Source organism: Pyxidicoccus sp. MSG2 (genome assembly GCF_026626705.1).
Taxonomy (GTDB): Bacteria; Myxococcota; Myxococcia; order Myxococcales; family Myxococcaceae; genus Myxococcus.
Genome location: NZ_JAPNKC010000001.1, coordinates 7,472,066 through 7,498,507 on the forward strand (window position 1 = coordinate 7,472,066; position 26,442 = coordinate 7,498,507).

A 26,442-nucleotide genomic window follows, 5' to 3' on the forward strand; every position below is an offset into this window, starting at 1 on the left:
CTCCAGCGCTTCCGGCTGCAATACGTCTCAGTACTTCCTGGCGGCCTCGGCCCAGTTGTTCCGGGGCAGTATCGAGCGCACGCGGCGCAGCAGTGAGAGGAACTCCTCGCGGTCCTGCTGGTCGTCCAGCGCATCCTCCACCAGCGACTCCGCCGTCTCGAGGCTCATGCCCGAGGCCTCACGCGCTCCACGGAGCAGGTCCGCCGTGCCCGCCACCGCCGCGGCGAAGCGCAGGTCCGACGACGCCTCCGCCAGCGAGGCGTGGACCTGGTGGCGCTCCAGCGTGAAGCGCTGCTCGGCCGCTTCCTCGCCGCGCGGGCGCTTCGCCCGGACGCGCACGGTGGCCAGGCGCGTGCCCTCTCCCGTGAGCTCCACCTCGTACAGCGCGGTGACGGAGTGGCCCACGCCAATCTCGCCCCCGTCCACCCTGTCGTCGCGGAAGTCCTTGTCCGCCACGTCGCGATTCTCGTAGCCCACCAGCCGGTAGCCGCGCACCGCGTCGGGCTCGAAGTCCACCTGCACCTTCACGTCCTGGGCAATCACCTCCAGCGTGCCGGCCAATTGCTCCTGGAAGACCTTCCGGGCCTCGCGCTCCGAGTCGATGTAGAAGGAGTTGCCGTTGCCCTTGTCCGCCAGCCGCTCCATCAGGTCATCGCGGTAGTTGCCCATGCCGAAGCCGATGGTGGACAGCGTCACGCCCGCGCGGACGTAGCGGGCCACGCTCTCCAGCATCGCGTCCGCGGTGAGGTTCTTCCCGAGGTTGGTGTCCCCATCCGTGAGCACCACCACGCGTGACACGTTGTCCGCGCCCACCATTCGCACCGCGTGCTGGTAGGCCAGTTCCAGGCCGTCGCCCATGGCCGTGCCGCCGCCCGTGCAGAGCGAGTCGATGGCGTCCTCGATGTGCCCGCGCTCCGACGCCGGCGTGGTCTCCAGCACGGTGCGCACGTCGCCCGCGTAGGTGGTGATGGCCACCGTGTCCGTCTCATTGAGCCCGCCCACCGCCAGCTTCATCGCCTTCTTCGCCAGCTCCAGCCGGTCCTCTCCGGACATGGAGCCGCTGGTGTCCACCAGGAAGACCAGGTGCGTGGGCTTGCGCTGGCTCTTCGCCACCCGCCGCCCCTGGAGCCCCACCTTCAGCAGGTGACGGTCCATCGAGAAGGGAGACGGCGCCATCTCCAGGTCCACGTGGAAGTCTCCCTCGTCGGGCCGCGGCTCCGGCAGGCGGTAGCGGAAGGCGTTCACCCACTCCTCCACTCGCACCGAGCTCGGGTGCGGCAGTTGGTTCTCCTGCTGCACCGCGCGGCGGAACAGCGAATAGGACGCGGTGTCCACGTCCACCGCGAAGGTGGAGAGCCGGTCCTCCCGGGTGAGGGTGAAGGCGTTGGGCTCATGCCGCGTGTGTGTGTTTCCGGAGGCCAGCGGCTCGGCCGCAGCTGGCGCCCTGCTCGCCGCCACGGGCTGCGCGTCCGGGGACTTCACTCCGAAGGAGCGCATCGCCTTGCGCGAGGGGCCCGCCTCGGGCGAGCCGGCCAGGGACGTGGAGGAGGCGCCGAACAGCTTGCGGATGTTGTCGCCGTACAGTGTCACCCCTCCGACAATTCCAAGGACGGTCAGCAGGGCGATGAAGCTGAGGGTGAAGGTTCGGCTCATGGACGCCTCGGGGAGTGGCGGGAAACGCGGTATGGGCGCCCTTGTCCCATGGGCCGTGAAGGCCTCGCGTCCGTCATCCGCCCGAGGTCGGTCAATGGGAGGAGGTCGGTCAATGGGCGGATGGCGCGGACCGTGTTACGCAGGTGCCGCGGTCGGCGAGGACGTGCCGTGGCGCGCAACGCTCGGAGGATTCGGGCGTCGGAGCGCGCGCCAGGGTGGTCGGATGCGGTGCTTCGGAATCTGATGAGGCGTCACATGGAATGGAACGAGACCACGACAGGGCAGGGCACGGTGGACCGGGTCCGGGACCTGGAGGAGCGGCTGGCGCTCGCAACGCCAGACAAGACGTGCCGGGGCATGTTCCTGAAGGGCGTCCTCCAGGTGGTGGGCTCGTACGGGGACGAGGCCGTGGTGCAGCGGTGCCTCGAGGCCGGTGGGCAGACGCGCATCACCGACTTCTCCAACTACCCCATGGCCGCGCGGCTGCGGATGACCTGGGTCGCCGCGGAGTTCATGGCGCCGAAGGTGGGCGGCTTCGACGCGGCGCTGCGACTGATTGGCCGGCAGGCGACGGCGGACTTCATGGCCTCGCTGGCGGGGCGGACGATTCTGGCGCTGACGGCGCGGGACGTCGTGAAGATGGTGAACAGCCTGCCCACGGCCTTCGGCGCGTCCATCAACTACGGGAAGTACACGGTGGAGTGGACGGGCCCCAGGAGCGGCCGCTTCTTCCTCGACGGTGACCTCATGCCCGAGCCCACCAACTCCGGAATCATGGACGCCGTCCTCGCGGCGGGGAACGTGAAGGGCGCGAAGGTGCGGGGACGCCAGCTCGCGCTGACGCAGTGCGAGCACCTGTTCTCCTGGGAGTGAGGCCGGGCCTGCTCAGCCGCGCCGCGCGCTCGCGGTGACGCCCGGCTTTGCCTGCACGTCCGCGGACGCAGGAGCCTTCGCGGCGGGCTTCGCACGGGCGACGGGCCTCACGGCCGGAGCGGGCTTCGCCGTCGGCGCGGGCTTCGTCGCGGTCTGCGCCGCCTGCCTCGTGACGGGGGCGGGCTTTACCGCCGGCCGGGCACTCACGCGCGCCGTCACGGGAGCGGGCGCTTTCGGTACCGTCCGCGCCGCCACGGCGGGCGTGGCCGGCCGCGTGTGCTTCCAGGCCGCGAGCACCTTGGGCACGTAGTACTCCGTCTCGCCGTTGCGAGGCACGCGGCCATTCACCGCGCCCGGGCCCGCGTTGTACGCGGCCACCGCGAGCCGCACGTCCCCGAAACGCCGGAGCTGCTCGGCCAGGTAGCGCGCGCTCGCGTCGATGGCGGGCGCCGGGTCGAACGGGTCCTCCACGCCCAGCATGGACGCCGTCGTCGGCATGAGCTGCCCGGGGCCCATGGCACCCGCCGGGGAAATCCGGTGCACGCGCGTCTCCGACTCCACCTGCACCAGCGCTCGCAAGAGCCCCGGAGGCAGCCGGTGCCGGCGCTCGGCGGCGTCGATGAGGGGCTCGAGCTCCGCATGCCCCTCCAGCAGGCACGAGGGCCGGTGCTCCGCGTACGCGCGCAGCGCCCCGGCCTTGGCCTCCAGGAAGGAGAACGACAGCGGGGACACCGTCGTCCCGCCCAGCCAGGAGATGCCCACGTTGAGCAGCACCACCGGCACGAGCGCGCACGGCACCAGCCAGGCCCACCCGGGGATGCCGAACCCGCCGCCGCCGCTCCTGGCCCGCTTGCTTGCCACGCCCCACCCTTAAGGGCGCTTGGGGCCTCCGTCCAGCTTCCGGCGCCCGGGCTTGTTGACTCCGGGAGGCAGCCGCAGCCCGTCCAGCACCAGCGCCGTCAGCGCGTCCGGCAGCTCCAGCGGGTTGCCGATGTCCTCCTCGCTCAGCACCGCCAGCAGCAGCCGCTCCACCGCGCCCACCACCGCGAGTCCGCTCACCGCCGGGCGGATGGGCCTGAGCAGCCCGTGCGTGTGAGCCTTCTGCGTGATGTCCACCGCGTGTCGGGCCACCAGCCGGGACAACTCGGCCACCTGGGTGCGCGCGCCCACCGCCGGCCCGCGGCTCTCCTGGAGGTACAGCCGCACCACGCCCGGGTACTGGAGGAGCGCACCGACGATGACGGCCGCCACCGCGCGGTAGGCGTCGAACATGGCCTCCACGTCGCGCGCCTGCGCGAGGGAGCGGCCGCACGCCTCCATCCCCGCGAGCAGCTCGCCGCGCACCGGCGCCAGCAGCGCGTCCACCAGGGCGGCCTTGTCGTCGAAGTACCGGTAGAACGTCCCCTTGGCCACCCCGGCCGCCTGGGTGATGTCGTCGATGGTGACCGCGTCCAGCCCCCGCTCCACGAAGAGCTTCAGCGCCGCGTCCTCCAGTTCCTTCGTCCGCTCGCGCCGGTGGGCTTCCCGCCGCCCGCCCGGACGCCCGGGCCTGCTTCCCACCCCCGCGGAGGTGTCCCCTCCCTCGCTTCGTGGGCCCGCTCTGGTCGCCATTCGCGTGCACTCCGTCTTCTTGCGTTATAGAAAAAGAGTGACCAAATAGTCATCATTCGCAGCGTGGCGTCGGCCGGGCGCCCGCCGGAGAGAGCAACCATGATCGGCATTCCACTCGGCTGGGCGTACTCCAATTTCGGGGAATGGGTGCTGCACCGCTATGTGCTGCACGGCCTGGGGAAGCACCGGGGGAGCCTCTGGAGCTTCCACTGGCACGAGCACCACCAGAAGTCGCGGCGGCACGACATGGTGGACGACCAGTACCTGCGCTCGCTGTGGACCTGGTCGGCGAAGACGAAGGAGTTGCTGTCGCTGGCGGCGCTGGCGGTGGCGCACGCGCCGCTATTCCCCGTGGCGCCCTTCTTCGTGGGCACGGTGTGGGCCTGCGCGGTGAACTACTACCGGGTGCACCGGCGCGCGCACCTGGACCCGGCGTGGGCGCGCGAGCACCTGCCCTGGCACTACGACCACCACATGGGCCGCAACCAGAATGCCAACTGGTGCGTGACGCACCCGTTCTTCGACCTCGTGCTGGGCACGCGGCGCGAGTTCCTCGGCATCCAGCCGCCCGCGCCGGTGGCAGCCTGTGTGCCCGTGGAGGCCAGGGAGCCCACGGCCTGCGTGTCCCCTGGCCTCCGCTGAGCGGCCTCAGAAGATGAGGTCGAAGTAGTTCGCCTTGGCGCGGATGCCGGCGCACGCCCGGAGGGTGGCCGTCCACGACTCGGTGGGCAGCGAGCCCCGGGCGTCGAAGACGAAGTCCAGCTCGTCCTGACGGGCCAGGTCCAGCAGGTCCACGGCGCCGCTGCCGGACAGGCGCAAGGTCTGCGTGGGGCCGCCGGAGCCGGTGCGGCGGAACTCGCCGATGAGGATGGTGTCCTCGCTGCCCGGCTTGCGCACGGACACGCTGGCGCGCTCGATGCCGCTGATGTCCGTGTCGGCCGTCACCTCGAAGACCTTGAGGCGCAATTCGGTCTCCAGGTCGGCCTCCTCGGGGAGCGGGTCGGCGAAGTCGCCCAGGGGGAAGGTGAGGGTCTGCTGGACGCTCGCGGTGCCGGGGAAGGCGGCGGGGAAGGAGAGGTCCGGCTCCGTCTTGCAGATTTCCTCGGCCTCGGCCTCGATGGCGAAGAGCGAGTCACAGCCGGTGGCGAAGAGCGCCGCGGAGGAGAGCAGCAGGGCGCGGAAGGAAGTCGTTCGCATGGTGGGTGGGCTCCGGCTCTAGAAGAAGTACAGGAGGAACCCCACCTTGACGGAGGGGATGGTGGCTCGCACGGAGAGGTTGCGGGCGGTGACGCTGGGGTCGTCGGTGGCGTCCTGGATGAGGGCGCTCGCGTCGTCCACCTTGAGGGCCACGTAGCTCAGGCCCAGGTGGAGGAAGAAGTTGAAGCGGCTGGCCGAGCCGATTTCCAGGCCCACGCTGCCGCCGACGTAGTCGTAGGTGACGTCGCGGATGGCGGCGGCGGCGCTGCTCGGGGTGGCGCCGAGCCAGTCGACGACGTCGTTGTAGTCGGAGCCGAAGTAGTGCCCCGCCTCGGCGTTGAGGGAGGGGGCGACGAAGGTCTGGAAGGGGAGGAGGCTGACGCCGCCGCGCAGGCCGAAGCTGAGCGTGTTGGTGGTGGGGCCCGCCTGGAGCCGCAGCCAGGGCAGCGGCCGCAGCACCGCCGATACGCCGACGCCGTGCGGGGCGCCCGCGTCCAGCAGGACGCCGAAGCGGCGCAGCTGCGGCTCACCGGCGCCGTCCTGGGCCAGGGCCGGTGAGGCGGCCAGGAGCGCCAGGAGACAGGCCCATGCGGCGGCGTGCTGTCTTGGGGGGAGTGCCGTGCGTCTACTCGTCGAGGATGTCGCCATCGTCATAGGGATGTTCCAGCGTGGTTCCGGCCCGGCGCCATCATTTCGCGCGCCCGGGCGGAAAGAGAAGCCACGTCGAGGGAAATGACCCGGGAGTGGTGGTGTGCGGACAGGGGTGGCTGTCGTGGGGACCTGCCTGGAGGCTCGGGGGCCACGATTTCCGGGGCTGTCGTATAGCCTGGAGGTTCACGCGCCCGAGGTGGAGCGCTGGCGACTGGAGGCTCCTGATGGGGAGAGGCTGGGTCTGGCTGCTGGCGTGCGTCGTCACGGGTTGCGCTTCGGTGCCTGCGACTCCTGGTTCCGAGGGGGCCTTGAGGTACGGCTCGCGTCGCGGCACGGGAGATACAGGACGCCCGTCACACCGGGGCGCGCAGGTTGAGATGGCGAGCCCCGCGGACCTGGCCGTGCGAGCCGTCGCGCAGGGGGTGGTGCGGCGCGACGCCTTCGAGGAACTGCTGGTCGCCGCCGGGCTGGACAGTACGGCCACGCTGCCACTTCGCGAGGATGTGTCACCGCGCGAGGCCGCGCGGGTGCTCGCAACGCTGCTGTCGAGGCCCGTGACGCTGGGCAACTTTCCGCCCCGACTTGCCGCGAGCCATCTGCTGCGCGAGGTGCTGGCGGGCGGCGAGGTGTCTCGGGAGGAGCTGCTGCGAAGGGTGGAGGGCTTCGCCAACGTGGCAGTGCTGCGGCCGGATGGGTACCTGGCCTGGGCTCGCAGCGGGCGCACGCAGCAGCGCGTGGGGCCGGTGCAGTGGAATGACGGTTCCTTCCGCGCGGGCCCCTTCGAGCTGGGGCGCTTCTACTCGGGGAAGGGTGGGGCGTTCCGACTGCTGGACGACCGGCTGAGGGACGCGGGCGGAGGTGCGCTGGCTGAGGTGTACGACGACGCCGACTACCTGGGGCGCTCACTGGATGGCGCGGAAGAGGCGTTCGTCGAGCTGGCCGCGGCGCTGGGGCAGTTGCTGACGTACCCGACGGACAGTGTCCTGGCGCTTCGGAGCCTGCCGGCGGGGCTCGCGGCCCTGGTGGCTTCGTCACCGGAGTACCTGGAGCGCTTCCGTCACATGACGCGCGGTGAGCAGGTGAAGGCGCTCTCGAAGCTGACCACCAACCTCATCGCAACGTGGGGCGCTGCTTCTGGTGTGACACGCACGGTGACGGGAGCGCTGCGTGGCGTGGAGGCCAGCGTGCCGGTGCTGTCGCTGTCCGCCGAGGGCGTGCTGGTGATGGAGCGGGTCTCGGTACCGGTGGGCCAGGCGGCCACGGTGCTGGGAGGCGGGCCCGGCGCGGCCATCATTCTCCAGAAGGCGCGCACTGGAAGCCAGGCTTCGCCGCCTGCTGATGGTCCGGGGAGGTGGGAGTCCGCGCACGAGAGCATGAGCCAAGCCTCGCGTGAGTATCAGGCCCAGGTTACCGGTGCCCCCGAAGGACTGGCCTACAACGTCCGGGGCGTGAAGTTTGATGGCTACACGAACGGCGTGCTGTTGGAGACCAAGGGACCGGGCTACGCAAAGTTCCTCAAGAATGGGAGTTTCAGGTCATGGTTCCGAGGTGCGGACGGAATGCTTCAGCAGGCGGAACGCCAGTTCAAGGCAGCCATGGGGACGCCCATCGAGTGGCACTTCGCCGAGCGTGAGGTCGCTGATGCCGTCAGAGCCATGCTTCGTGAGAGCGAGCTCGGAGACATCCAGGTGGTCGTCTCGCCAGTCCGCTAACAGGGAGCATCCGAAGCATGATTGAGACGTACTACGCAGGCGCGTACTGGTCCGGCCGGGTCGAAACGCTCGATGCCTATGCTCGGCGCGCCGAGGTCTTCTTCCGCCTGCTTGCCGTTGCTGACGAGAGCTTCGCCCGGTGGCTCGAAAAGGCGGATTCCCGCTCGGCGGCGCTCAAGCTCCCGTTCACGCCGGATGCCGAAACGTTGCGCGGCCTGTTCGAGAAGAAGAAATACCGGCGCGACGAGACCGGCATTGCCTTCTCCGCCTGGAACGGAGCGCCAGATGGGGCCAGCAGTGGGGTCAGGTTTGCTTGTGGCTCCGACTCCCCGCTCCTGGGAGACCTCTGCACGCTGAGCCTTCCCACAGAGGGGGCCGTCCGGGAGCGTGTCCTGTCAGCCGCCACGCTCGCGAAGGTCCTGCGAGCCATGGCCCTGGCCTGGGAGCCGGCGTGGGGCATCGCTACGTCCCAGGTTCATCGGGATGAGGTCTTGAAGCGCTCCAAGGCCGGGACGTTTGTCGGCTGGGTCACGTACTTCGCACACAGCCGGGGGACGCTGCCCCGGTTGCCTGACCCTGTTCGCACGGAGCCCGTGGGCGACAAGGGAACTCTCGTCATCCTCACTCCCGAGCGCTTCACGGCCAGCAGCCCGGCGCATGTCGAATTGGCGGCGCATGTTCAGGACCTGCTGGAGCAGGCGGGACTGCTGAAGCCACTCAATGCAGCAGCGGCTTCCGGGTGAAGGCGTTCCCTGTGGGCGACACCCCGCCTGCGGCGCGTGCTGCGGGGTCTCCGCAAAGAGCGGCGCGGGCGCGCACCGGGAAGGTGTCCCTACACTTGCAAGGTTCCGGACCTCCTCAACGCAGGAGTGCCGGACGACACTGGAGGCGACACTGAAGAGGATGTCTGAAGAGATACCCACTCCTGGAAGACTGCTCCACATCACAGGGTTGCCTCCCATTCATACAACCCGGTAGGTTGACCGGCATGGGTGACTACTTCCAGAACATCGTGGCCCGGGACGTCTCCGCCGAGGACGCCCCGCGCCTCGCAGCGAAGATTCGGGACTGGCTCATCGCACGTCGCATCATCGAGCCCGAGCTCTCCGACTGCACGTTGGGTGACCCGGGTCATCGCCCCGGGCCCGAGTATGCGCTCGCCCAGGAAACACCCAACTCCGACGTCCTGCACCTGTCGACGAACGGCCTGCAAATCGAAGTGGGCCGGACGGTCCTCTACAACCTGCAACCTGAGCTGACCTGCCGCGTCTGCGGTGCCCGCTTCGAGCCCGGGCGTGGCTACCAGGATGCCGTGAGCATCTGGTTCGAGGGCAACGACGCCGTCACCTTCGGCTGCCCTCAATGCCATACACCCGAACGCCTCACCCAGTGGGACGGTGCCTCTCCGTGGGGCTTTAGCCACCTGGGTTTCACGTTCTGGAACTGGTCGGTCCTGTCCGAGCGCTTCATCCGCGAGGTCTCCGAGCAACTCGGTCGCCGCACGCTCGTGGTGCGCGACAAGCTCTAATCAACGCACCAGTTCGCTCCGCCTCCTGTTGAAGTCCCGACGTCCCTCCGCCCCGCGGGTCACTACCTGAGCCCAGGGGCGGGTGAGACCTTGCCATCCCGGAAAGCACGGGCGGCGAGGCGCTGCACGTGAGCTCCGGCCCAGGACCCTGGGGGGGACCGGATGATCGACGAAGTCGATCAACGCATGAAAGCGTGGGTGGGCCGCATTGCCGGTGACGTCCCCGTGTTCCTCGGGGTGCCGGACCGTGAGTCCCTCGAGCGCGGCGTGTGCCTCTACCTGCTCGAGCTGGGCCCCGCCCCGCCCGCGCGAGGTGGCGGCCGTCCGCCCCTGCAAATCTCCGTCTGCTACCTCGTCACAGCCGGCGGCGAGTCCCCCGAGCGCGCCCACCGCCTCCTCGGTGAGCTCGTCTTCGCCGCCATGGAGGAGACCGACTTCGACGTGGAGCTCACCCCCGTCCCCACCACCGTGTGGGCCGGCCTCCGCGCCGCGCCGCGCCCCGGCTTCCGCCTGCGCGTCCCCGTGCGCCGCGAGCGCCCGCAGCCCGTGGTGCACCGCGTGCGCTTCCCCGTCGTCACCACTGCCGTCCCAGCCGAGGCGCTGCTCGGCTGCGTGGTGGGACCCGGCGACGTGCCCATTCCGGGCGCCCTGGTGGAGCTGCCGTCGCTGAGGCTCACCACGCGCACGGACGCGCAGGGCTGCTTTCGTTTTCCCCGCGTGCCGCCAGTGGCCACGCTGGGGCGGCTGGAGGTGCGGGCGAAGGGGGAGGTGCTCGCGCTGGGACCGGAGGCGCTCGCCGCCGAGCCACAGCCGCTGCTCATCCGCCTGCCGCTGAAGGAGGAGTGACGTGCCGAATTACCTGACACCCGGCGTCTACGTGGAGGAGGTTCCCAGCGGCTCACGCTCCATCCAGGGCGTGGGTACCACCACCGCCGCCTTCATCGGCCGCGCACCCGCCGCGGACGCTCGCGTCCACCAGGCCGTCGCCGTGAATGGCTGGGCCCAGTTCGTGAAGGAGTTCGCCCCACCCGGCACGCCGAGCACGCCGCTCGCTCGCGCCGTGTACGGCTACTTCGCCAACGGCGGCCGCCGCTGCTTCATCGTCAACATCGGCGACAGCGAGAGCCTCGTGGGCGACGCGCGCCGACGCCAGGGCGTGGCCGTGCTGGAGGAAATCAGCGAGGTGGCCATGGTGGCCGCGCCCGGCTTCGCCAACGCCCCCGCCTGGGACGCGCTGCTCACCCACTGCGAGAAGATGCGCGACCGCTTCGCCATCCTCGACGCACCCGAGGACGTGGACGACGTGGGACGCCTCACCAAGGTGTCCACCGGCGACGCCGGCGGCGGCCTGCGCCCCCGCACGTCGGACCAGGGCTACGGCGCCTTCTACTACCCGTGGTTCTCCACGCCGGACCCCCTGGGGGACGGGAAGACACTGGTGAATGTGCCGCCGTCCGGCCACATGGCGGGCATCTACGCGCGCACGGACATCACCCGCGGCGTGCACAAGGCCCCGGCCAATGAAGTCGTGCGCGGGGCCCTGCGGCTGGTGCGCGACGTGACGCCGGAGGAGCAGGGCGAGCTCAACCAGGTGGGCGTCAACTGCATCCGCTACTTCCCGCGCGGCGGCATCCGCGTGTGGGGCGCGCGCACGGTGGCGGGTGACGACAGCGAGTGGCGCTACATCAACGTGCGCCGGCTCTTCAACTTCGTGGAGGAGTCCATCGCGCTGGGCACCAACTGGTCGGTGTTCGAGCCGAACGACTCCAAGCTGTGGAAGTCCCTCGCGCGCGACGCGCACGCCTTCCTGCTGCGGCTGTGGCGGGACGGGGCGCTGATGGGGCGCACCCCGGAGGAGGCGTTCTTCGTGCAGTGCGACGAGCAGACGAACACGAAGGAGACCATCGACGCCGGGCAGCTCTTCGCGGTCATCGGCCTGGCGCCGGTGAAGCCCGCGGAGTTCATCGTCTTCCGAATCGGCCAGCACGCGGGCGGCGCGGAAGTGGAGGAGGTGACCAATGGCTGAGGCCAAGACTCCCGAGGCGCCGCCGCCGGACCAGCCCGCGGGCGCGCAGCCCGGTGGGCAGTTGGAGATGTTCCGGGGTTACAACTTCAACCTGCTCATCGACGGCATCAACGCGGGGCACTTCCTGTTCTGCTCCGAGCTGCAGGTGAAGGTGGCCGCGCTGCGCTACCGCGAGGCCGGCGCCGGGCCGGTGGTGCGGCGGCTGCCGGGCCCCGTCTCCCACGCGGACGTGACGCTGCGCTGCGGCTTCACGCAGTCGCCGGAGCTGTGGGCCTGGTTCCTCGCGTCGATGAGCGGCCTGCCGCAGCGCAAGAACGTGTCCATCCTCATGCTCGACGTCGATGGGGTGACCGAGCGGCTGCGGTGGAACCTCAACGAGTGCTGGCCGTCGGAGTGGAAGGTGCATCCGCTGGATGCGCTCGGCCAGGAGATTGCCATCGCCTCGCTCACGATGGTCTACGAGTCGCTCACCCGTGGCTGAGACGTCCCAGACACCCTGGCGCCCCGCCTGGGTGCGCGCCGTGGCCCGGCGGATGAAGGCGTGGGCGGAGTCCGTGCTCGCCGAGGAGCCGGATTCCTCCGCGACGCCCGGGACGGCTCCGCGCCCGGAGTCCGTCGCGGCGGGCTCGCGAGGCGCGGAGGGTGTCGCGCCGCCCTCGCCCACGGCGCCGGAGCCCTCGTTCGAGGACCTGGAGGCGCGCTGGCTCCGCGACCTCGAGGCGCGCCGGAGCGTTCCGCTCGGGGACTGGGTGGCTCGCGTGCGCCGGGGCGCGCCCCGGTTCCTGGAGGAGGTGCAGCGCGACGGGCTCGTGCCCGCTCCGCCTCGTGGGGCTCGGAGCGTGACTGGCACGACTGCGCACGGACCACCGCCGCCCGCGTGGACGGCGCCGAATGAGCTTCCTCCTCCTCCGCCCCCGTCTCCGCCCGACGTCCAGGCGGAAGGCGGGGAGGTGCACGCACGCCGCGAGTCCCCTCCGGCCATTCGCAGCTCCAGCGCTTCGAGGCCGTCCCCTCCGCCCGCGGTTCCGTTCTGGACGGCGGCGCCGTCACCCCGGCCGGAAGCCGACGTCGCTCGGAGCGCGCCGTCCACCCCTCCCAGCCCCGAGCCGCGCGCCGCCTTCCGCGCGCCATCGGCGCCGGAGCGCCCTCCCGTCGGCGACGAGTCCTGGCCCGCTCCCGCGCCTCGCGCACCGCCCCTGCACGAGGCAGGCGCTCCGGTCCAGCGCTCACCCTGGGACGACTTCCCGCCCTTTGCGAGCGAGGGGCGCACCACGCGGACACCCACGCGCGTGCCGTCCCCCGTGCCGCCACGCGCCGAGGAGGAATCGCCCTCGCCCACGGAGCGCGTGAAGGTGTTGCCGAGGCCAGCCCCTCCCCGGGCCCAGACTCCCTGGGTGGAGGCGGACGCCGGTCCCCGCTTCGCGCCGCGCGAGCCCCCGCGCAATCAGGTGTCCTCCCGGGAAGACGAAGGCACGTGGGACGGCGACCGTTCCCCGCACATGTGGAGGCCCCGCCTGGTGGAGGCGCCTCCACCCACGCAGCCCGAGTTCTCCGCCACGCCTGACGAGCCCGCGGCGGGCCCTGCGAATCCCTGGCCCGAGCTTCCGCCCGTCCCCGTTCCGGAGAGCACGGAGACGGTGGTGGAGCTACGTCAGTGGGAGCGGCGCCGTCGGCTGGACCGTGAACAGCGAGGCGAGTGATGGAGCGCGTGGCCTTCCTCATCGAGCCCGGCGGCGAGCGCATCGGGTGCCTGCTCAACCCGGAGACGCTCGTCATCCGTCGCGTGGCCGGCCTGCAGCCGAGGCGCGCGCTGGGGGGCTCGCTGCCGTGGGGGGGGCCCGGGGACGACCCGCTCCTCTTCACCGGCGGGGGAAGCACGGAGCTGACGCTGGACCTGCTCTTCGACGTCTCGCTCTCCGACTCCACGCTCCAGACGGAGGACGTGCGCGAGCTGACCGACCCGCTGTGGCGGCTGGCGGAGAACGGGCTGCGGGAGGACGGCAGCATGCGGCCGTCACTGGCGCGGCTCGTCTGGGGCAAGTGGCTCAACTACCTCGGCGTGGTGGCCGCGGTGGCAGAGCGCCTGGAGCAGTTCACCTCCACAGGCGCGCCCCGCCGCTCGTGGCTGCGCATGCGCCTGTTGCGCGTGGAGGACGAGACGGGCCCGCAGGAGCCCGTGCTCGCGAGCGAGCCGCCGGACGCGGACGCGGTGGCGGCGGCGCTGGGACCGGAGGACTACGAGGCGCACACGGTGCTCGGCGCGAGCGAGGAGGAAGGCGCGCCCGGTGGACAGCGCCTGGATGAAATCGCCTACCAGCGCTACGGCGACCCGTCGCTGTGGCGGCTCGTGGCCGGGCTCAACGGCGTGGCGGACCCCAACAACCTCCCAGCGGGACAGGTGCTGCGACTGCCCACCGCCGAGGCGCTCCGGAGGGTGATGTGAGCCGCATGCGCGGACTGCCAGAGCTGCGCATCGAGGCCGGGGGCTCGCCCCTGTCGGTGGCGGACCTGCGCAGCCTCTCTTCCGTGCGCGTGCAGCAGCGGCTGGCGACGCCCGCGCAGTGCGAGCTGACCTTCACGGACCCTCGCGGCACCCTGGCTTCCTCGGGCCTTCCGCCGGGGACTTCCCTGCGCGTGGCGGCCGGCGCGGGCACGGAGAACCTCTTCACCGGCGAGGTGACGGCCGTCGAGTTCGCCCACGCCACAGGGGGCGCGCGCGAGGTGCGGGTGCGCGGCTATGACGTGCTCCACCGCCTGCGCAAGCGCCAGCCGGTGCGCGCGCACGTGCAGGTGACGCTGGAGGACCTGGCGCGCGAGCTGGCGTCGGGGCTGGGCCTCTCCGTCGACGCGGCGGCGCCCGGGCCGCTGTGGCGCCACCTCATCCAGCACGGCCAGTCCGACCTGGACTTCCTCGTGGAGCGCGCGGACCGCTGCGGCCTCTACCCCGTGCTGCATGGCGACACGCTGAAGCTGGTGACGCTGGAGGGCGAGGGCACGCCGGTGCCGCTGCTCCTGGGCGAGTCGCTGCTGGAGGTCACCGTCGAGGTGAATGGTGACGCCTCCTGTCGCGAGGTGTCCGCGGAGGGCTGGGACGCCCTGCGCGCGGAGTCCCACGCCGGCCATGCGGAGTCGCCGCGCGTGGGGCGCCGCGTGGACGCGGAGGTGTCCCCGGGGAGCGTGGGCGGCGAGGACCGGCGCTCGCTGGTGGACGAGGCGACGGAGGGCATTCCCCACGCCGACGCCGCGGCCCAGGCGGAGCTGGACCACCGCGCCGCCCGCGAGGTGGTGCTCACCGCGGCAGCGGAGGGCGATGCTCGGCTGCGGCCGGGGGCCCGCGTGGAGGTGAGCGGGGTGGCGGCCTCCGTGGCGGGCCGCTACGTGCTCACCGCCGTCACCCACCGCGTGGACGCGCGCCACGGCTTCATCTCCGAGCTGTCCTCCATGCCTCCGCCCCGCCGCGCGCGGGCCCGGGGCTCGGCGGTGACGCTGGGCGTGGTCAGCCGCGTGGACGACCCGGACGGCAAGGGCCGCGTGCGCGCCACGCTGCCGGCCTATGGCGGCGTGGAGACGGACTGGATGCAGGTGCTCGCGGCGGGCGGTGGCTCCGGCAAGGGGCTGATGCTGTTGCCGGACGTGGGGGACACGGTGCTGCTCGCGCTGGGCGGCGAGGACCCGGCGCGCGGCGTGGTGGTGGGCGGCCTGTACGGCGGCGGCGGGTATCCGGACGCGGGCGTGGAGGGGGGCGCGGTGCGGCGCTACACGCTGCTGACGGCGGGCGGGCACAAGCTGCGGCTGGACGACGAGGGCCGCACGCTGCGGCTGGAGGACACCACGGGCAGCTACCTGGAGCTGACGCCGAAGGGCGTGCGCCTGCACTCGGAGGTGTCGCTCGACATCGAGGCGCCCGGCCAGGACGTGGTCATCCGTGGGCGCTCCATCGACTTCCGGAGAGGGTAATGCGGGTCCTGACGGTGGATGCGCTGGTGGTGTGTGCCCATGAGCTGGGACGGGTGGGGCTCATCCACTCGCAGTCCTTCGTGACGGTGGAGGGCCGGCCCGTGCTCGTGCGCGCGGACCCGGAGGGACGCCCCATCGGCGGGTGTCCCAACATCGGCCCCACCATCAAACCCTGTACCTCCACGCTCGCGGTGCAGAAGGGCTACTCCACGCTGGCGACGATTGACGGGAAGCCCATGTGTCTGGACTCGCTGACGGGGCTGACGGACGGCACCCCGCCCGGCACGGTGAAGTACAAGGTCAACGCCCCCGGGCAGACGCTGGTGACGGAGGCCGGATGAGCGCACCCCGCTACCGCACCTGGCGCTTCGCGCATCCCGACTTCGAGATGGCGGAGCTCTCCGGCCTGCGCCTCGCCCCCACGGGCAGGGCGGAGATGGTGGAGGAGCACGCCTCCATCCGCCAGGCCGTGCTGCTGCTGCTCACCACCACGCCCGGTGAGCGCGTCATGCGCCCGGACTATGGCTGCGAGCTGCACCGCCTGCTGTTCGCCAGCAATGACGACACCACCGCCGGCCTCGCCATCCACTACGTGCGCCGCGCGCTGGAGCGCTGGGAGCCGCGAATCGCGGTGCTCCACCTGGACGCCACGCGCAGCTCGGACGAGCCTCACCGGCTGGACATCTCCCTGGAGTACCGCGTGCGCGCCACCGGCCGCACCGAGCGGCTCGCCTATCCCTTCTCGCTCACGGGAGGCCCGACATGACCTCGCTCCCGTCGCCGCGCCTGGATGACCGCAGCTTCGCGCAGCTCGTGGAGCAGGCGCGTGCCCGCGTCCAGGCGTCGTGCCCGGACTGGACGGACCTCACCCCGCATGACCCGGGCATGGTGCTGCTGGAGGTGTTCTCCCACCTCACGGAGACCATGCTGTACCGGCTCAACCGGCTGCCGGAGAAGGCGTACGTGGAGTTCCTGCGCCTGCTCGGCGTGCGCCTCCAGCCGCCCGCCGCCGCGTCGGTGCGCCTGAGCTTCACGCTGGCGCGCCCGGCCGAGCGGCCCGTGGAGGTGCCACGCAACACCCCCGTCACCCTGGCCCGGGCGGGCGCGGGCGCGGAGCCCGTCGTCTTCCACACCGCGGACTCGGTGACGATTCCGGTGGGGAGCACGGAGGTGGAGGTGCTCGCCTACCACTGCGACCAGGTGGACGCGGAGGTGGCGGGGCAGGGCACCGGCCAGCCGGGCCTCACCGTGCAGGCGCGGCGCCCGCCAATTGTCGCGCCCACCGGCGACTCGCTGGACCTGGTGGTGGGCGTGGAGGCATCGCCCGGCGAGCTGGACGCGCGCGCCCCGGCCCGCCGCCATGAGGGCCGCACCTACCGCATCTGGCGCGAGGTGGAGAACTTCGCCGCGCTGGCGCCGGAGGAGCCCGCCTACGTCGTGGACCGGATGACGGGCACGATTACCTTCGCCCCCTCCGCGCGGCTGGCAAACGAGGCCGGGGAGCTGGACGCGCCGCGCGCGCTGGCCGGGACTCCGCGCGACGGGAGCAAAATCCTCCTCTGGTACCGGCGCGGCGGAGGCGACCGGGGCAACCTGCCCTCGGGCACGCTGGAGCTGCTCAAGGTCCCCATTCCGGGCGTGAAGGTGACCAACCCCCGCCCGGCCACGGGCGGCCGGCCCGCGGAGACGCTGGACAATGCGCTCCTGCGCGGGCCGCAGGAGCTGCACTCGCTGCGGCGGGCCGTGACGGCGGGCGACTTCGAGCTGCTGGCGCTTCGCAGCTCCGGCGCGGTGGCGCGCGCGAAGGCCGTCACCCTGGCGCAATTGTGGGCGCACGCGCCCGCGGGCACGGTGGAGGTACTGCTGGTGCCGCACCTGCCGCCGGACGTGCAGGGCACCGCGGGCGAAGGCATCACCGAGGACACGCTGCGCGTCCACGAGACGGAGGAAGCGCGCGCCCGCATCCTCGCGGAGCTGGACGTGCGCCGGCCGCTGGGCACCGCGTGCCACGTGGAGTGGGCGCGCTACAAGACGGTGCGCGTGCAGGCGCGCGTGGTGGCGCACCGCGAGGAGGATGCCGCCGCGCTGCGCACGCGCCTCATCGAGCGGCTCCACCGCACCCTCACGCCGCTGCCCTCGCCGCTGCAGCCGGAGGGCTGGCGCTTCGGCCAGGCGCTGCGGGCCTCGCACGTGTACGACGCGCTGCTGGCCGAGCCGGGCGTCAGCTACCTGGACAAGGTGCGCCTCATGGTGGACGAGGTGCCGCGCGAGGTGCGCACCCTCGCGGCGGACACCTTCCAGCCGGGCACCTTCTACGCGGGCGGCGGTGAGACGCTGTTCCGCACCGTGAATGACGCGGACGGCTGGGAGAAGGCGGGCCTGTTCCCCGGCGAGGACGTGGACGCGGTGGAGGCGCACCCGCAGCGCGCGGGCTACGTGGCCGTGTCCGGGCGGCTGGCGAGCGACGCGAAGCGCTCGCGCATCCACGTGTCCTTCGACTGCGGCGAGACGTGGGAGTCCGCCACGCACACGCTGGACGCGGTGGAGGACATGGCGTGGGCGGAGCGGGACGGGGTGCCCGTGCTGCTGCTCGCCACGCGCGTGGGCCTCTTCGAGCTGATGGTCCGCCCGGGCGCCACGCCGATTCAGGTGCTGGTGGACCCGGCGAGCCAGGACCTGGGCTTCTTCGCGGTGGCGGCCACCACGGACGCGCGCGGCGCCGTCAACGTGGCGGTGGCGGCCATGGGCACGCGCGGCGTCTTCCTCTCCGCCGGTGGCGGGCGCAGCGGCACCTTCCGCCCCATTGGCCCGCGCGGCGCGGACGTGCGCGTGCTGGAGGTGCAGAAGGACGGGCCGCGCTCCTTCCTCTGGGCGGGGCTCGCCGCCGCCAGCGGCGCGGACCCGGGCAAGGGCTGCCTGTACTGGGAGTTGATGGGCACCGCGGACCCGCCGGACGGGTGGCGGCCCTTCGACAAGGGCTGGGACGGCGGTAGCTGTCTCACGCTCGCCTTCAGCGGCTCCACCGTGTACGCAGGCAGCCACCGCGTGGGCGTGCTGTGGCTGGACGCCAGTCGCCCGGGCGCGACGTGGAAGCGGCCCGAAGTGGGCAGCGGCCTCCCGCTGCGCGAGGCCGAGCGCCTCTTCCAGCCCGTGTACGCGCTGGCCACGTCACCGAAAGGCGCGCCGCTGTTGGCCGGCGGCCCGGACGGCGTCTTCCGCAGGCCCTCGGGCAGCGAGCGCTACGAGCCCGTCTCCACGCGCGAGTTCACCGAGAAGGTGACGCTGCCGCCCACCTGGCTCCTCTGCTCCGGCGCCCACGTGCTGGAGGTGGTGACGGACGATGCGGAGCCCTGAAATCGAGCGCCTGCTGCCGGGCGTCTTCCAGCGTACCGTGCAGCCCGAGTCCCCCCTGGCCGCGCTGCTGGAGGTGATGGAGGCGCTGCACGCGCCCAGCGAGGAGGTGCTGTCCCACCTGGAGGCGCACTTCGACCCGCGCCGGGCGCCGGACCGCTTCGTGCCCTTTCTCGCCCGCTGGGTGGGCATGGATTTGCCGGTGACGACGGGCCTGGGCCGCCTGCGCGAGTTGGTGGCCGCGGCGGTGGAGATTTCACGGTGGCGCGGCACGGCGCGCGGCCTGCTCCTGTTCCTGACCACGGCCACGGGGCGCACGGACTTCGCGGTGGACGAGCAGGTGCCCGGGCCGGACGGCCGGCCGCGTCCCTTCCACGTCCGGGTGCGCGCGCCCGCGGAAGTCGCCACCCACCGGTTGCTGCTGGAGCGAATCATCGAGCGGGAGAAGCCCGCCTACGTCACCTACGAGCTGTACTTCGTGCAGCCGCCCAAAGGAGCAGGTTGATGCCACGCGCCTTCGACATCACCGCCGTGACGGACTCCATCCGTCTGAATTCGGCGGGACAGGGGGAGGTGGCCTTCACGGTCTCCAACGCGCTGCGCGCCGCCGTGCGCGCCCGCGCCTCCGTGGTGCCCGGCCCCGGCGCGAAGGCCGAGTGGTTCACCATCGACGGCGAGGCGGAGCGGGACTTCCCTCCGGATGGCACGCAGCAGCTCTCCGTGAAGGTCCGCGTGCCTCCGGGCACGCCGCCGGGCCGGCTCACCTTCCACGTGCTGGTGGTGGACGTCCTCAACCCGGACGAGAGCTACGCGGAGGGGCCCTCCACCGCCTTCGAGGTGGTGGCCGCGCCCGTCCCGAAGAAGCCCTTCCCGTGGATATGGGTGGCCCTGGCGGCGGGCATCGTCCTCATCCTCGGGACGGTGATTGGCATCATCTCCTCGCGCGGGGGCAGGCCGGAGCTGAAGGAGTCGTGTCCGGAGGGGGAGTGCGACAAGGGCCTGACCTGCACGGGCCAGGACGGTGGTGTGTGCCTGCTGGCGGCGGGACAGGCGTGCGACGGGGGCGCCATCTGCTACACCGGCTTCTGCAACCGGAGCAGCGTGTGCGAGCTGCCGCTGGGCGAGGCGTGCACGAGCGAGGCGGACTGCAAGGGCCCGCTGAATTGCACCCAGGTGCTCGGCAATCGCATCTGCATGTTGAAGCCGGACGCGCCCTGCGAGCGGGACAGCGACTGCTCCAGCTTCTTCTGCCGGCCGGACAACAAGTGCAACCGGGACGACGGGCGCTGCGACAGCAACGCGGAGTGCCGGACTCCGTCCACGTGCAGCCCCACCAAGCTGTGTCAGCTTCCCGATGGGCAGCAGTGCACGCGCAATGAGACGTGCCTGTCCGGCTTCTGCTCGGGCACCTGCCAGCCCGCGCCCGCCGGCTCCCTGTGTCCCGCCGGGTGCCCGCCCTTCTCCGCGTGCAGCTTCGGAAGATGCATCCCGGTGGCGGGGCAGACCATCAACCAGGACGTCCTCATGGGCTCACCGAAGACGCGCGAGAGCATCCGGCAACAGCAGCAGCTCCAGCTGAACCTCCAGCGGTAGCCACACGCCATGCCCGAGCTGAAGCCCATCCACGCAGTGCTCATCCTCGCCATCATCGCGATTGTCGCGCTGTACGTGCTCGGCGTGGGGTTGGGGGCGACGAGCGACTCGCCGCGCGCGGTGGACCCGGCGGCGTCGGCCGAGAAGCTGAAGGAGCGCTTCCTGAAGCCCCGCCCGGTGACGGCGGAGGACCTGGCCACGGCGTGCCCCTTCGAGGACGGCGCGCTGGCCGTGTCTCGCGCTGCGACGTGCACCGTGGACGTGAAGGCGTCGGATACACGCTCCCGCTCGATGGAGCTGGTCCCCCGCTCGCCGTCCTCGGTCAAGGTGCAGTGGGCGCCGCGCGGGAAGCCGTCGGTGCCGGCGACCTTCAACACGCTCGACGAGGCGAAGAAGCTGGATGTGACGAAGGAGGGCGCGGAGCTGAAGGTGACGTGCCTCGTGCCCCTGCCACCGCTCCCGTTCTGCGAGCTGCGCCTGCTCCCTTCGGCCACCTCGCGAGCGGACGCCGGGCGCCAGGAGTGAGCCGCAGGGAGCCCGTGACGCTCAGGGCAGCAGCGCCTGGGCAACGTCCATCAGGCGCCGGACCTGCTCGTCGGTCATCTTCAGGTGCCAGGCCGCGGCCTGCAGGTCCTCCGGTGGGAAGGCGCGCATGGCCCGCGGGGTGAACCAGTTGAAGAGGGTGACGATGCCGCGCACCATGGCGGAGCGGGTGAGGACGGCCGTGGGCGGAATGACGGCGCCTGGTGCTCCCCGATTGAGCGCCTGCTGGCGTTGGGTGGCGTTCGGACCGGGCCCATCCGCCAGCACGAACTGCGCGCTCATGGTGGGCAGGTACCTGGAGATGAGGTCGCAGTAGCGCACCCACTCCTCCTGCGCGGGATGCTGCGCGTCGTGCGCAATCACCAGCACGTCTCCCACCATGGCCACACCCATGGTGCGGCCCTTGAATACGTCCCGTACGTCCGGTGCGTCGAGCTTCCCCTGTGCCGTCGAGAGACCCGCCTGTCCGGAGACTCCGCTCATGCCGGGATGCTCCCCGCAAGCCGCGCGCGCCGCAACCCTCCGCGCCCCAGCAGGCACCTCCGAGCGAGGTCAGGGGCGCCCCATGTCACGTTTCAATACATCGACTGGCACACGGACCTGCTCGCGTCACGGGTGTCCCAGTCGCTGACGACGCAGGTGTTGCCGTAACGGTCGCGCTGGACGGAGCCGCCTCCGGAGAGCCTCGCGATGTCGGACGTTCCGAGCAGCGGGCAGATTTCCCCCAGTCGTTGCCGGGCGTCGTTGGGCGACACGAGCCCCTGCCACGGCGCGCAGGGCCAGTCACCGGCCTTGCGCTCGAAGGCGAGCTGTGTGGGCTTGCAGAGCGACCAGCCCATGACTGCCGGGTCCTGGTCCTGGATGGTGCAGTAGGTGCTGTAGCCCTTCCCGGTGATGGAGCCTCCTCCCGAGAGGCGGACGTGGTCCCACCGGCCGATGGAGTTGCACAGGTCCAGTCCGCCGTTGCGCGCCTCCTGGGGACTCATGAGCTCGGAGCCCTGCGGGCAGGACCCGTCGCCCTTCTGCTCGAACCAGGGCACGGGCGGCGGCATGCACAGGCTGCCCAGTCGCTTGCTATCGGTGACGTCGTAGATGGCGCAGTTGTATGCGGTCCCACCCATCGCGCCGCCTCCCCCCAGCCGGACGAAGTCCCCCGGGGCGAGCCTGTAGCAGACGGGCTTCAGGTTGGCGCGGGCCACCGAGACGGGCATCAGATAGGTGCCCGGCGCGCACGTCGAGTCGCCGGCGACCACCTCGAGTTGCCCGACGAGGGGCGCCCGGCTCCGGGCCGTTTCCTCCGGGAGTGGCTCGGGTGACTCGGTGCTACCGCCGCATCCAGTCGAGGCCAGCAATGACAGACAGACGAACAGGTGCTTCCTCATGTGTGGCTCCAGGGCTGTGCCGCGAGCGCGTGGGGCGCTCGCGGCGTGACGGGAGGGCACATGAGCAATGGCGGGACCAGGGCGCTGGCACCGGGCCCGGCGCACGGAAATCAACGGGTTGGCGCCGGAGTTCTGGCCCCATCGCGGCTGCGGCAGGTGGAACGTGCCAGTCCTGGCACGCGCGAGGCGGCCTTCGGTGGACAGGGATGTCACGCCCCTCGAAAAGAGTCGTGAGGTTCGAGGTGCGCCATGGCGGGCGCCCCCGCGTGAGTCCGGGAGCGCCACACCTCGCGATGGTTACTGCCGGACGACGCGCTTGAGCTTGAAGGGCGAGGGGCTCTCGCTCATCGTGAAGTAGCTCGCGCCGTTGGCCTCGTACTCGATGGCCTCGCCCTGGCCCTCCACGGTGTCCGTCAGCGTCACCGGCGCCGCCGCGAAGGCGGCCTCGAAGCCGCTGCCCGCGGGCGCGCGGAACTCATAGACGACGCGGTACGTGCGCAGCAGGAAGCGGTTGGCGCAGGGGTGGATGGCGCCGGCCGTCGCGTAGGAGAAGTTCGGGTCCGTCGTCGTGGGAAGCTGGAGGTTCGACACGAAGACGAGCGTGGACATGGTGCCCGGCGCGGGCAGCGGCTGGGGGAACTTGTAGACCTTGCTCGCCCCCGTGCTCGACTTGGTGATGACGTAGATGTCGCCGGTGGTCGGGTGCACCATGATGGTCTCCGCGTCCTTCGGCGAGTCCGGGTACTGGAAGGGGAACTTCTCCGCCGTCAGGCTGCCGCTCGTCTGGCCGGCGCCGATGTTGGGCTCGGGAATCCGGTACACGGCGAAGGTGGACGGAGGCGTGGGGAAGTTGGCGCTCGCCCGGCCGATGTCGCCCATGTAGATGCACTGGCCGGCGGGGCAGGGGCCGGTGGCGACATCCTCCCAGTCGGCCGGCGTCACGTCGGCGACGTTGAACGTGCCCAGCGTGCTCGCGTTGGCGGTGCTGATGGCGACCACGGCGGTGGTGTCCTCGTTGTGCACGTAGATGACGCCCGGCGTGAGGCGGCTGGCGGCGAGGCCCGACGGCTCGACGATGGCGGTGGACGCCACGGTGCCCACCGTCGTGTACGTGCTGGCGTACGTGTCACCCACGGTGCACGTGGGTGCGCCCGCCGGCCGCAGCGCGACGACCTGCGCGATGTTCGTCTCGGCGTATGGAGAGCTTCCGTTGAACGCCGGCTGCGCCCCCGCGGCGCCCAGGCCCAGGTACGCCGCGTCGAAGATGAGCCCCGTGGACGAGGAGACGAGGCACGTGTCGAACGCCTCGGTGAAGCCCGTGGGCGGGACGATGGGGCTCGCCGGGCAGGCCGCGCCGGTCCAGATTTGCGAGCCGAACCACACCGCCAGGCCGTCGGCCGAGGTGGTGGTGATGGCGGGGGTGATGAAGCTGGCGGTGAGCCCGTTCTTCTGCCCGCTCTGCGTGTCGATGGGGTTGGCGGTGTCGACGCCGGAGAACGCGGAGACGCTGCCCGCCATGTAGCTCGCCAGGTCGATGGTGAAGCTGTAGCTCGCGGGCTCGGAGGCGCCGGCGACCTTGTAGAGGACCCAGGCCTTGATTTGAGACGCGCTCTGGTCCGAGCGCAGCACCGTCCAGCCCGTGGGCGGCGTCAGCACGGCGGCGACGTTGTTGCGGTTGATGATGCGCGCGAGGAGCACGTCCCCCTGCACCGTCCCGGCTGGCGTGTTGATGGCGAGCGAGGTGATGCTCTTCCCGCTGGCGGTGGTGCTGCTCCGGTAGCCGATGGTCGTCAGCGCCTGGGCCTGGGACGGGGAGCCGGACTCGAGGGGGGCCTCCTGTGTCTCCACCGGCCCGCAGCCCAGCAGGGCGAGGAGTGGGAGCGCGCAGGCGAGGCGTGTGGCGTTCAGCCTGAAGACCTTCAATGTCATTACAATCTCCGAGGGGGCTGCCCCGCGGATTCGCTGGGCATTGCGTCTGTGTTACATCAGCAATGCCTTCAATGTATATGTATCGCTGACGGCGGCCCGCGGCTCACGCCGTGGCCATGCGCTTGAGGCGCAACACCTTGACGATGGACACCAGCGCGCCCACCAGCAGCAGCACGGCCCAGATGAGCCCGAGGATGGCGACGATGATGGCGCCCACCGCGTCGGTGATGCTCACCAGGATGCCGGGGACCATGCCGTGGAGGAAGGACACCACGGCGTTGGCCAGCAGCGAGGTGAGGTAGAGCAGCACCAGTCCCTTGTTCTGCAGGAAGCGCTGGTGCGCGAGCACGAGGCACACGCCCGCCGCCAGCTTGAAGGTCATCAAGAGCCCCAGCGTGCCGGCCGCGCCGCCCCGGTTGAAGAAGCCCCATACCGCCAGGTATGCGAGGGTGCCGAAGGGCGCGGCGCACAGCAGGCTCACCATGGTGATGAGCAGGGCGATGGCTGCGATGAGCAGGCCAATCCCCGACAGCAGCGCCACCACCGCGCCAATCAGCGTGGCCAGCCCCTGCACGCGCCCGTGGACACGCTCGGGGATGATGAGGCTGGCCCCCATCAGCGCGAGGGTGAGCAGCAAAAGCCCGTCCACCAGCGCGAGGTAGGGGATGCCCATTCCGGGCGTGGGCGGGTTCTCCTGCTGCGTGCGCAGTACGTCGTCCGGGTCCACGCCCTCGCCCTCGCACACGGACTTGTGGAGGGGTAGGCACGCGTCGGGGAGGGCGGCGGGCGGAGGCGCGCACGGCTTCGTGCCCCGCAACGCCGAGCAGTCCGGCGGCTTCTGCGGCAGCAGCACGGGAGAGCCCACCTCCACGAGCACCGACAGCGCCAGCAGCACCAGCGCGGCGATGAAGAATGGTTTGCGCAAGCCACCCATGCGGCGTCCCCCCGGCCGGCGCGCGTTGCGGTCGCGCGCGAGGAGGATAGGCATGGCGCCAGCGGGTACCCCGGCGGGACGGCACGGACTGTCCGGCGGCGCACCGGGACTCCTCCCGGAGGGCAGCGCCGCGCCGGTATGCTGCGGAAGCAATGTCCGAACGCGCACGCGCCAGGGGGATGGTCCGGGAGGAGCTCCTCGCCACGGACGAGGACACGCGCCGCAAGTTGGAGGGGCGCGTCGAGCTGCTGGAGGCAGGCCTGCAGCGCTACCGGTGGCTCGACGACGCGCTGAAGGGCGGCGACTGGGAGGATTTGCTGCGGGCTCAACCCGCGCTCATCCAGGAGGTGCTGGAGCGGGACGCGGCGTGTCTGGAAGCGGTGGAGCGCGTGGGGAAGCGCGCGGAGGTGGAGGGCTGGCGTGAGGACGCGCCGGTGCTCGGGCTCGCCTGCGAGGTGACGGCGAGCCGGGCGCAGCTGGAGACATGGGTGCGCAAGCGGTTGGGCTCGGTGACGACCGTGCGCGGCGCGCTCTCGCTGGAGGAGGCGCTGCGCCGGCTGGAGTCCATCGTCCGCGTCCCGGTGTCCCTGGTGCGCGAGCCGGGAGAGTCCTTCTCGCTGCCGTGCGGGACGCTGGATGCGTGGAAGCAGAACCTGACGGCCGCTACCTACCTGCTGTCGCTGGTGGGCATCATGGGCCTTGCCCTGTTCGCGTTGGTTCGGTGGCCGTCGTTGAACGACCTGGCGTGGCTGCTGTGCCCGGCACCGTTCCTGTTGACCGGGGGCGCCATCCTCGCCTTCCGCCGGCTGCGCCCGGGCGTGCTCTGGCTCACGCCCCGGCGCCTGGTGTGGGCGCCCTCCCGGAGCGAGCCCGTCGAGCTGCGCCTGGACTCCATCCCGGAAGGAGGCATCGAGATGAAGTGGGGCAGTCTCCGGGTCGAGGGCGGCCGGCTGATGCACCTGCGCGGGCTCGGAGAAGTTCCTGCGAAGAAGCTGCGGCTGTGGCTGGAGCTGCTGGTCCGGCAGCCGGAGCTGCGGGAGCGGACCGCGCTCGTGGAGCAGCCGGTGGATGTGGTCTGCTTTCCGGCCCTCCTCCGCCGCAACAAGATGTGGGAGCCGGGACAGGCGGTGTTGCTGCGGCGCATGCTCTTCTTCCTTCCCGGGGAGGACGCCGGAGCGACCCTGGTGCGGGCCGCGACGGGGCGGACGCTGGACTTCCACGCCGAACCGTCATGGGTGCTGAGCCTGCTCCGCTGGCAGCCCGAGTCCGACCTCGACGCGTACCTGCTCCGGGCGGTCAAGGCGAGCCGTGGCGTCGCGTGGCCCTCGGACCTCGCCCGCCACTCCCGGGGCGTCCCACTGGAGCAGGAAATCCACATCACCTACGGAGACGACGTGCTCGCGGGCCGGGCGCCGGGCAGAGACCTGCCGCCCATCGCGCGCATCCTCGAGTCCTGGGAAGTGTCCGGGACGTTTTCCCCGCCGGGGCGCGGCGCTTAAGCT

27 protein-coding genes are annotated in these 26,442 nt (G+C 71.5%); 18 read left to right on the plus strand and 9 right to left on the minus strand.

Going from position 1 to position 26,442, the window contains the following annotated elements:
* Positions 1-27 precede the first annotated feature (27 nt).
* Positions 28-1,653 carry a vWA domain-containing protein gene (locus tag OV427_RS29430; RefSeq protein WP_267859517.1) on the minus strand — a complete coding sequence of 542 codons (1,626 nt, stop codon included), beginning with the start codon at positions 1,651-1,653 and terminating at the stop codon, positions 28-30.
* A gap of 255 nt (positions 1,654-1,908) precedes the next feature.
* Here OV427_RS29430 and OV427_RS29435 point away from each other — a divergent pair, with 255 nt between their 5' ends.
* Complete coding sequence (locus OV427_RS29435; protein WP_267859518.1) at positions 1,909-2,526, plus strand: TIGR02265 family protein; 618 nt, start codon at positions 1,909-1,911, stop codon at positions 2,524-2,526.
* A 12-nt stretch (positions 2,527-2,538) separates the two neighbouring features.
* Here OV427_RS29435 and OV427_RS29440 read toward each other — a convergent pair whose 3' ends face one another.
* Both OV427_RS29440 and OV427_RS29445 read right to left on the minus strand, forming a co-directional pair.
* Positions 2,539-3,387 (minus strand): lytic transglycosylase domain-containing protein, encoded by an 849-nt coding sequence (locus tag OV427_RS29440; RefSeq protein WP_267859519.1) that lies wholly within the window; start codon positions 3,385-3,387, stop codon positions 2,539-2,541.
* Between the two features lie 9 nt (positions 3,388-3,396).
* Positions 3,397-4,137: a TetR/AcrR family transcriptional regulator gene (locus OV427_RS29445; RefSeq protein ID WP_267859520.1), complete on the minus strand. Its 741-nt coding sequence runs from the start codon at positions 4,135-4,137 to the stop codon at positions 3,397-3,399.
* Between the two features lie 99 nt (positions 4,138-4,236).
* On the opposite strand from OV427_RS29445, the gene OV427_RS29450 reads away from it, so the two are divergent.
* Positions 4,237-4,779: a hypothetical protein gene (locus OV427_RS29450; RefSeq protein ID WP_267859521.1), complete on the plus strand. Its 543-nt coding sequence runs from the start codon at positions 4,237-4,239 to the stop codon at positions 4,777-4,779.
* 6 nt (positions 4,780-4,785) lie between these two features.
* Here the strand turns inward: OV427_RS29450 and OV427_RS29455 are convergent, their stop codons facing one another.
* Together OV427_RS29455 and OV427_RS29460 are read right to left on the minus strand one after the other, a co-directional pair.
* Positions 4,786-5,334, minus strand: a complete 549-nt coding sequence (locus tag OV427_RS29455) for a hypothetical protein (protein WP_267859522.1) — start codon at positions 5,332-5,334, stop codon at positions 4,786-4,788.
* A gap of 18 nt (positions 5,335-5,352) precedes the next feature.
* On the minus strand, positions 5,353-5,988 hold the full coding sequence (locus OV427_RS29460) for a hypothetical protein (protein WP_267859523.1): 636 nt from the start codon (positions 5,986-5,988) through the stop codon (positions 5,353-5,355).
* Positions 5,989-6,362: 374 nt separating this feature from the next.
* On the opposite strand from OV427_RS29460, the gene OV427_RS29465 reads away from it, so the two are divergent.
* The 15 genes from OV427_RS29465 (at position 6,363) to OV427_RS29540 (ending at position 20,677) form a co-directional block, all read left to right on the plus strand.
* Positions 6,363-7,697 carry a Tox-REase-5 domain-containing protein gene (locus OV427_RS29465; RefSeq protein ID WP_324290001.1) on the plus strand — a complete coding sequence of 445 codons (1,335 nt, stop codon included), beginning with the start codon at positions 6,363-6,365 and terminating at the stop codon, positions 7,695-7,697.
* 17 nt (positions 7,698-7,714) lie between these two features.
* Positions 7,715-8,440, plus strand: coding sequence for an immunity 52 family protein (locus OV427_RS29475; protein ID WP_267859524.1), 726 nt, complete (start codon positions 7,715-7,717; stop codon positions 8,438-8,440).
* A gap of 245 nt (positions 8,441-8,685) precedes the next feature.
* Positions 8,686-9,225: a hypothetical protein gene (locus OV427_RS29480; RefSeq protein WP_267859525.1), complete on the plus strand. Its 540-nt coding sequence runs from the start codon at positions 8,686-8,688 to the stop codon at positions 9,223-9,225.
* A 186-nt stretch (positions 9,226-9,411) separates the two neighbouring features.
* A complete protein-coding gene (locus OV427_RS29485) occupies positions 9,412-10,071 on the plus strand; it encodes a carboxypeptidase-like regulatory domain-containing protein (RefSeq protein WP_267859526.1) in 660 nt (219 codons plus the stop codon).
* Position 10,072: 1 nt separating this feature from the next.
* Positions 10,073-11,251, plus strand: coding sequence for a phage tail sheath family protein (locus tag OV427_RS29490; protein WP_267859527.1), 1,179 nt, complete (start codon positions 10,073-10,075; stop codon positions 11,249-11,251).
* On the plus strand, positions 11,244-11,732 hold the full coding sequence (locus OV427_RS29495; protein WP_267859528.1) for a phage tail protein: 489 nt from the start codon (positions 11,244-11,246) through the stop codon (positions 11,730-11,732). The genes OV427_RS29490 and OV427_RS29495 overlap by 8 nt, the downstream gene beginning before the upstream one ends.
* Positions 11,725-12,951 carry a hypothetical protein gene (locus OV427_RS29500; RefSeq protein WP_267859529.1) on the plus strand — a complete coding sequence of 409 codons (1,227 nt, stop codon included), beginning with the start codon at positions 11,725-11,727 and terminating at the stop codon, positions 12,949-12,951. Before OV427_RS29495 ends, OV427_RS29500 begins: the two co-directional genes overlap by 8 nt.
* Positions 12,951-13,694, plus strand: a complete 744-nt coding sequence (locus tag OV427_RS29505; protein ID WP_267859530.1) for a hypothetical protein — start codon at positions 12,951-12,953, stop codon at positions 13,692-13,694. Before OV427_RS29500 ends, OV427_RS29505 begins: the two co-directional genes overlap by 1 nt.
* A 5-nt stretch (positions 13,695-13,699) precedes the next feature.
* Positions 13,700-15,208, plus strand: a complete 1,509-nt coding sequence (locus OV427_RS29510; RefSeq protein ID WP_267859531.1) for a phage baseplate assembly protein V — start codon at positions 13,700-13,702, stop codon at positions 15,206-15,208.
* Positions 15,208-15,549 (plus strand): hypothetical protein, encoded by a 342-nt coding sequence (locus tag OV427_RS29515; protein WP_267859532.1) that lies wholly within the window; start codon positions 15,208-15,210, stop codon positions 15,547-15,549. The genes OV427_RS29510 and OV427_RS29515 overlap by 1 nt, the downstream gene beginning before the upstream one ends.
* Positions 15,546-15,974 carry a GPW/gp25 family protein gene (locus OV427_RS29520; RefSeq protein ID WP_267859533.1) on the plus strand — a complete coding sequence of 143 codons (429 nt, stop codon included), beginning with the start codon at positions 15,546-15,548 and terminating at the stop codon, positions 15,972-15,974. The genes OV427_RS29515 and OV427_RS29520 overlap by 4 nt, the downstream gene beginning before the upstream one ends.
* A complete protein-coding gene (locus tag OV427_RS29525) occupies positions 15,971-18,562 on the plus strand; it encodes a putative baseplate assembly protein (protein WP_267859534.1) in 2,592 nt (863 codons plus the stop codon). Before OV427_RS29520 ends, OV427_RS29525 begins: the two co-directional genes overlap by 4 nt.
* Entirely contained in the window at positions 18,549-19,064 is a 516-nt protein-coding gene (locus OV427_RS29530; protein ID WP_267859535.1) for a phage tail protein, read from the plus strand. The genes OV427_RS29525 and OV427_RS29530 overlap by 14 nt, the downstream gene beginning before the upstream one ends.
* On the plus strand, positions 19,064-20,152 hold the full coding sequence (locus OV427_RS29535) for a hypothetical protein (RefSeq protein WP_267859536.1): 1,089 nt from the start codon (positions 19,064-19,066) through the stop codon (positions 20,150-20,152). The genes OV427_RS29530 and OV427_RS29535 overlap by 1 nt, the downstream gene beginning before the upstream one ends.
* A 9-nt stretch (positions 20,153-20,161) precedes the next feature.
* Complete coding sequence (locus OV427_RS29540) at positions 20,162-20,677, plus strand: hypothetical protein (RefSeq protein ID WP_267859537.1); 516 nt, start codon at positions 20,162-20,164, stop codon at positions 20,675-20,677.
* Positions 20,678-20,698: 21 nt separating this feature from the next.
* On the opposite strand, the gene OV427_RS29545 is transcribed toward OV427_RS29540, so the two are convergent.
* From OV427_RS29545 to OV427_RS29560, 4 genes are all read right to left on the minus strand, one after another.
* Entirely contained in the window at positions 20,699-21,178 is a 480-nt protein-coding gene (locus OV427_RS29545; protein ID WP_267859538.1) for an STAS/SEC14 domain-containing protein, read from the minus strand.
* Positions 21,179-21,270: 92 nt separating this feature from the next.
* On the minus strand, positions 21,271-22,077 hold the full coding sequence (locus tag OV427_RS29550; RefSeq protein WP_267859539.1) for a hypothetical protein: 807 nt from the start codon (positions 22,075-22,077) through the stop codon (positions 21,271-21,273).
* 297 nt (positions 22,078-22,374) lie between these two features.
* Entirely contained in the window at positions 22,375-24,006 is a 1,632-nt protein-coding gene (locus tag OV427_RS29555) for a cell wall anchor protein (RefSeq protein WP_267859540.1), read from the minus strand.
* A 103-nt stretch (positions 24,007-24,109) separates the two neighbouring features.
* Positions 24,110-24,931 (minus strand): hypothetical protein, encoded by an 822-nt coding sequence (locus tag OV427_RS29560; protein ID WP_267859541.1) that lies wholly within the window; start codon positions 24,929-24,931, stop codon positions 24,110-24,112.
* A gap of 161 nt (positions 24,932-25,092) precedes the next feature.
* Between OV427_RS29560 and OV427_RS29565 the strand changes: the two genes are divergently transcribed.
* Complete coding sequence (locus OV427_RS29565; protein WP_267859542.1) at positions 25,093-26,439, plus strand: hypothetical protein; 1,347 nt, start codon at positions 25,093-25,095, stop codon at positions 26,437-26,439.
* Positions 26,440-26,442: the final 3 nt, after the last annotated feature.

Bases quoted from the DNA above. Each gene is read 5' to 3' on its own strand.
- OV427_RS29445 (WP_267859520.1), bottom strand. From the start codon at position 4,137: ATGGCGACCAGAGCGGGCCCACGAAGCGAGGGAGGGGACACCTCCGCG.
- OV427_RS29555 (WP_267859540.1), bottom strand. From the start codon at position 24,006: ATGACATTGAAGGTCTTCAGGCTGAACGCCACACGCCTCGCCTGCGCG.
- OV427_RS29435 (WP_267859518.1), top strand. From the start codon at position 1,909: ATGGAATGGAACGAGACCACGACAGGGCAGGGCACGGTGGACCGGGTC.
- OV427_RS29450 (WP_267859521.1), top strand. From the start codon at position 4,237: ATGATCGGCATTCCACTCGGCTGGGCGTACTCCAATTTCGGGGAATGG.
- OV427_RS29515 (WP_267859532.1), top strand. From the start codon at position 15,208: ATGCGGGTCCTGACGGTGGATGCGCTGGTGGTGTGTGCCCATGAGCTG.
- OV427_RS29540 (WP_267859537.1), top strand. From the start codon at position 20,162: ATGCCCGAGCTGAAGCCCATCCACGCAGTGCTCATCCTCGCCATCATC.
- OV427_RS29565 (WP_267859542.1), top strand. From the start codon at position 25,093: ATGTCCGAACGCGCACGCGCCAGGGGGATGGTCCGGGAGGAGCTCCTC.
- OV427_RS29480 (WP_267859525.1), top strand. From the start codon at position 8,686: ATGGGTGACTACTTCCAGAACATCGTGGCCCGGGACGTCTCCGCCGAG.
- OV427_RS29510 (WP_267859531.1), top strand. From the start codon at position 13,700: ATGCGCGGACTGCCAGAGCTGCGCATCGAGGCCGGGGGCTCGCCCCTG.
- OV427_RS29485 (WP_267859526.1), top strand. From the start codon at position 9,412: ATGAAAGCGTGGGTGGGCCGCATTGCCGGTGACGTCCCCGTGTTCCTC.
- OV427_RS29460 (WP_267859523.1), bottom strand. From the start codon at position 5,988: ATGACGATGGCGACATCCTCGACGAGTAGACGCACGGCACTCCCCCCA.
- OV427_RS29535 (WP_267859536.1), top strand. From the start codon at position 19,064: ATGCCACGCGCCTTCGACATCACCGCCGTGACGGACTCCATCCGTCTG.
- OV427_RS29530 (WP_267859535.1), top strand. From the start codon at position 18,549: ATGCGGAGCCCTGAAATCGAGCGCCTGCTGCCGGGCGTCTTCCAGCGT.
- OV427_RS29545 (WP_267859538.1), bottom strand. From the start codon at position 21,178: ATGAGCGGAGTCTCCGGACAGGCGGGTCTCTCGACGGCACAGGGGAAG.
- OV427_RS29495 (WP_267859528.1), top strand. From the start codon at position 11,244: ATGGCTGAGGCCAAGACTCCCGAGGCGCCGCCGCCGGACCAGCCCGCG.
- OV427_RS29430 (WP_267859517.1), bottom strand. From the start codon at position 1,653: ATGAGCCGAACCTTCACCCTCAGCTTCATCGCCCTGCTGACCGTCCTT.
- OV427_RS29505 (WP_267859530.1), top strand. From the start codon at position 12,951: ATGGAGCGCGTGGCCTTCCTCATCGAGCCCGGCGGCGAGCGCATCGGG.
- OV427_RS29550 (WP_267859539.1), bottom strand. From the start codon at position 22,077: ATGAGGAAGCACCTGTTCGTCTGTCTGTCATTGCTGGCCTCGACTGGA.
- OV427_RS29465 (WP_324290001.1), top strand. From the start codon at position 6,363: ATGGCGAGCCCCGCGGACCTGGCCGTGCGAGCCGTCGCGCAGGGGGTG.
- OV427_RS29475 (WP_267859524.1), top strand. From the start codon at position 7,715: ATGATTGAGACGTACTACGCAGGCGCGTACTGGTCCGGCCGGGTCGAA.
- OV427_RS29455 (WP_267859522.1), bottom strand. From the start codon at position 5,334: ATGCGAACGACTTCCTTCCGCGCCCTGCTGCTCTCCTCCGCGGCGCTC.
- OV427_RS29520 (WP_267859533.1), top strand. From the start codon at position 15,546: ATGAGCGCACCCCGCTACCGCACCTGGCGCTTCGCGCATCCCGACTTC.
- OV427_RS29525 (WP_267859534.1), top strand. From the start codon at position 15,971: ATGACCTCGCTCCCGTCGCCGCGCCTGGATGACCGCAGCTTCGCGCAG.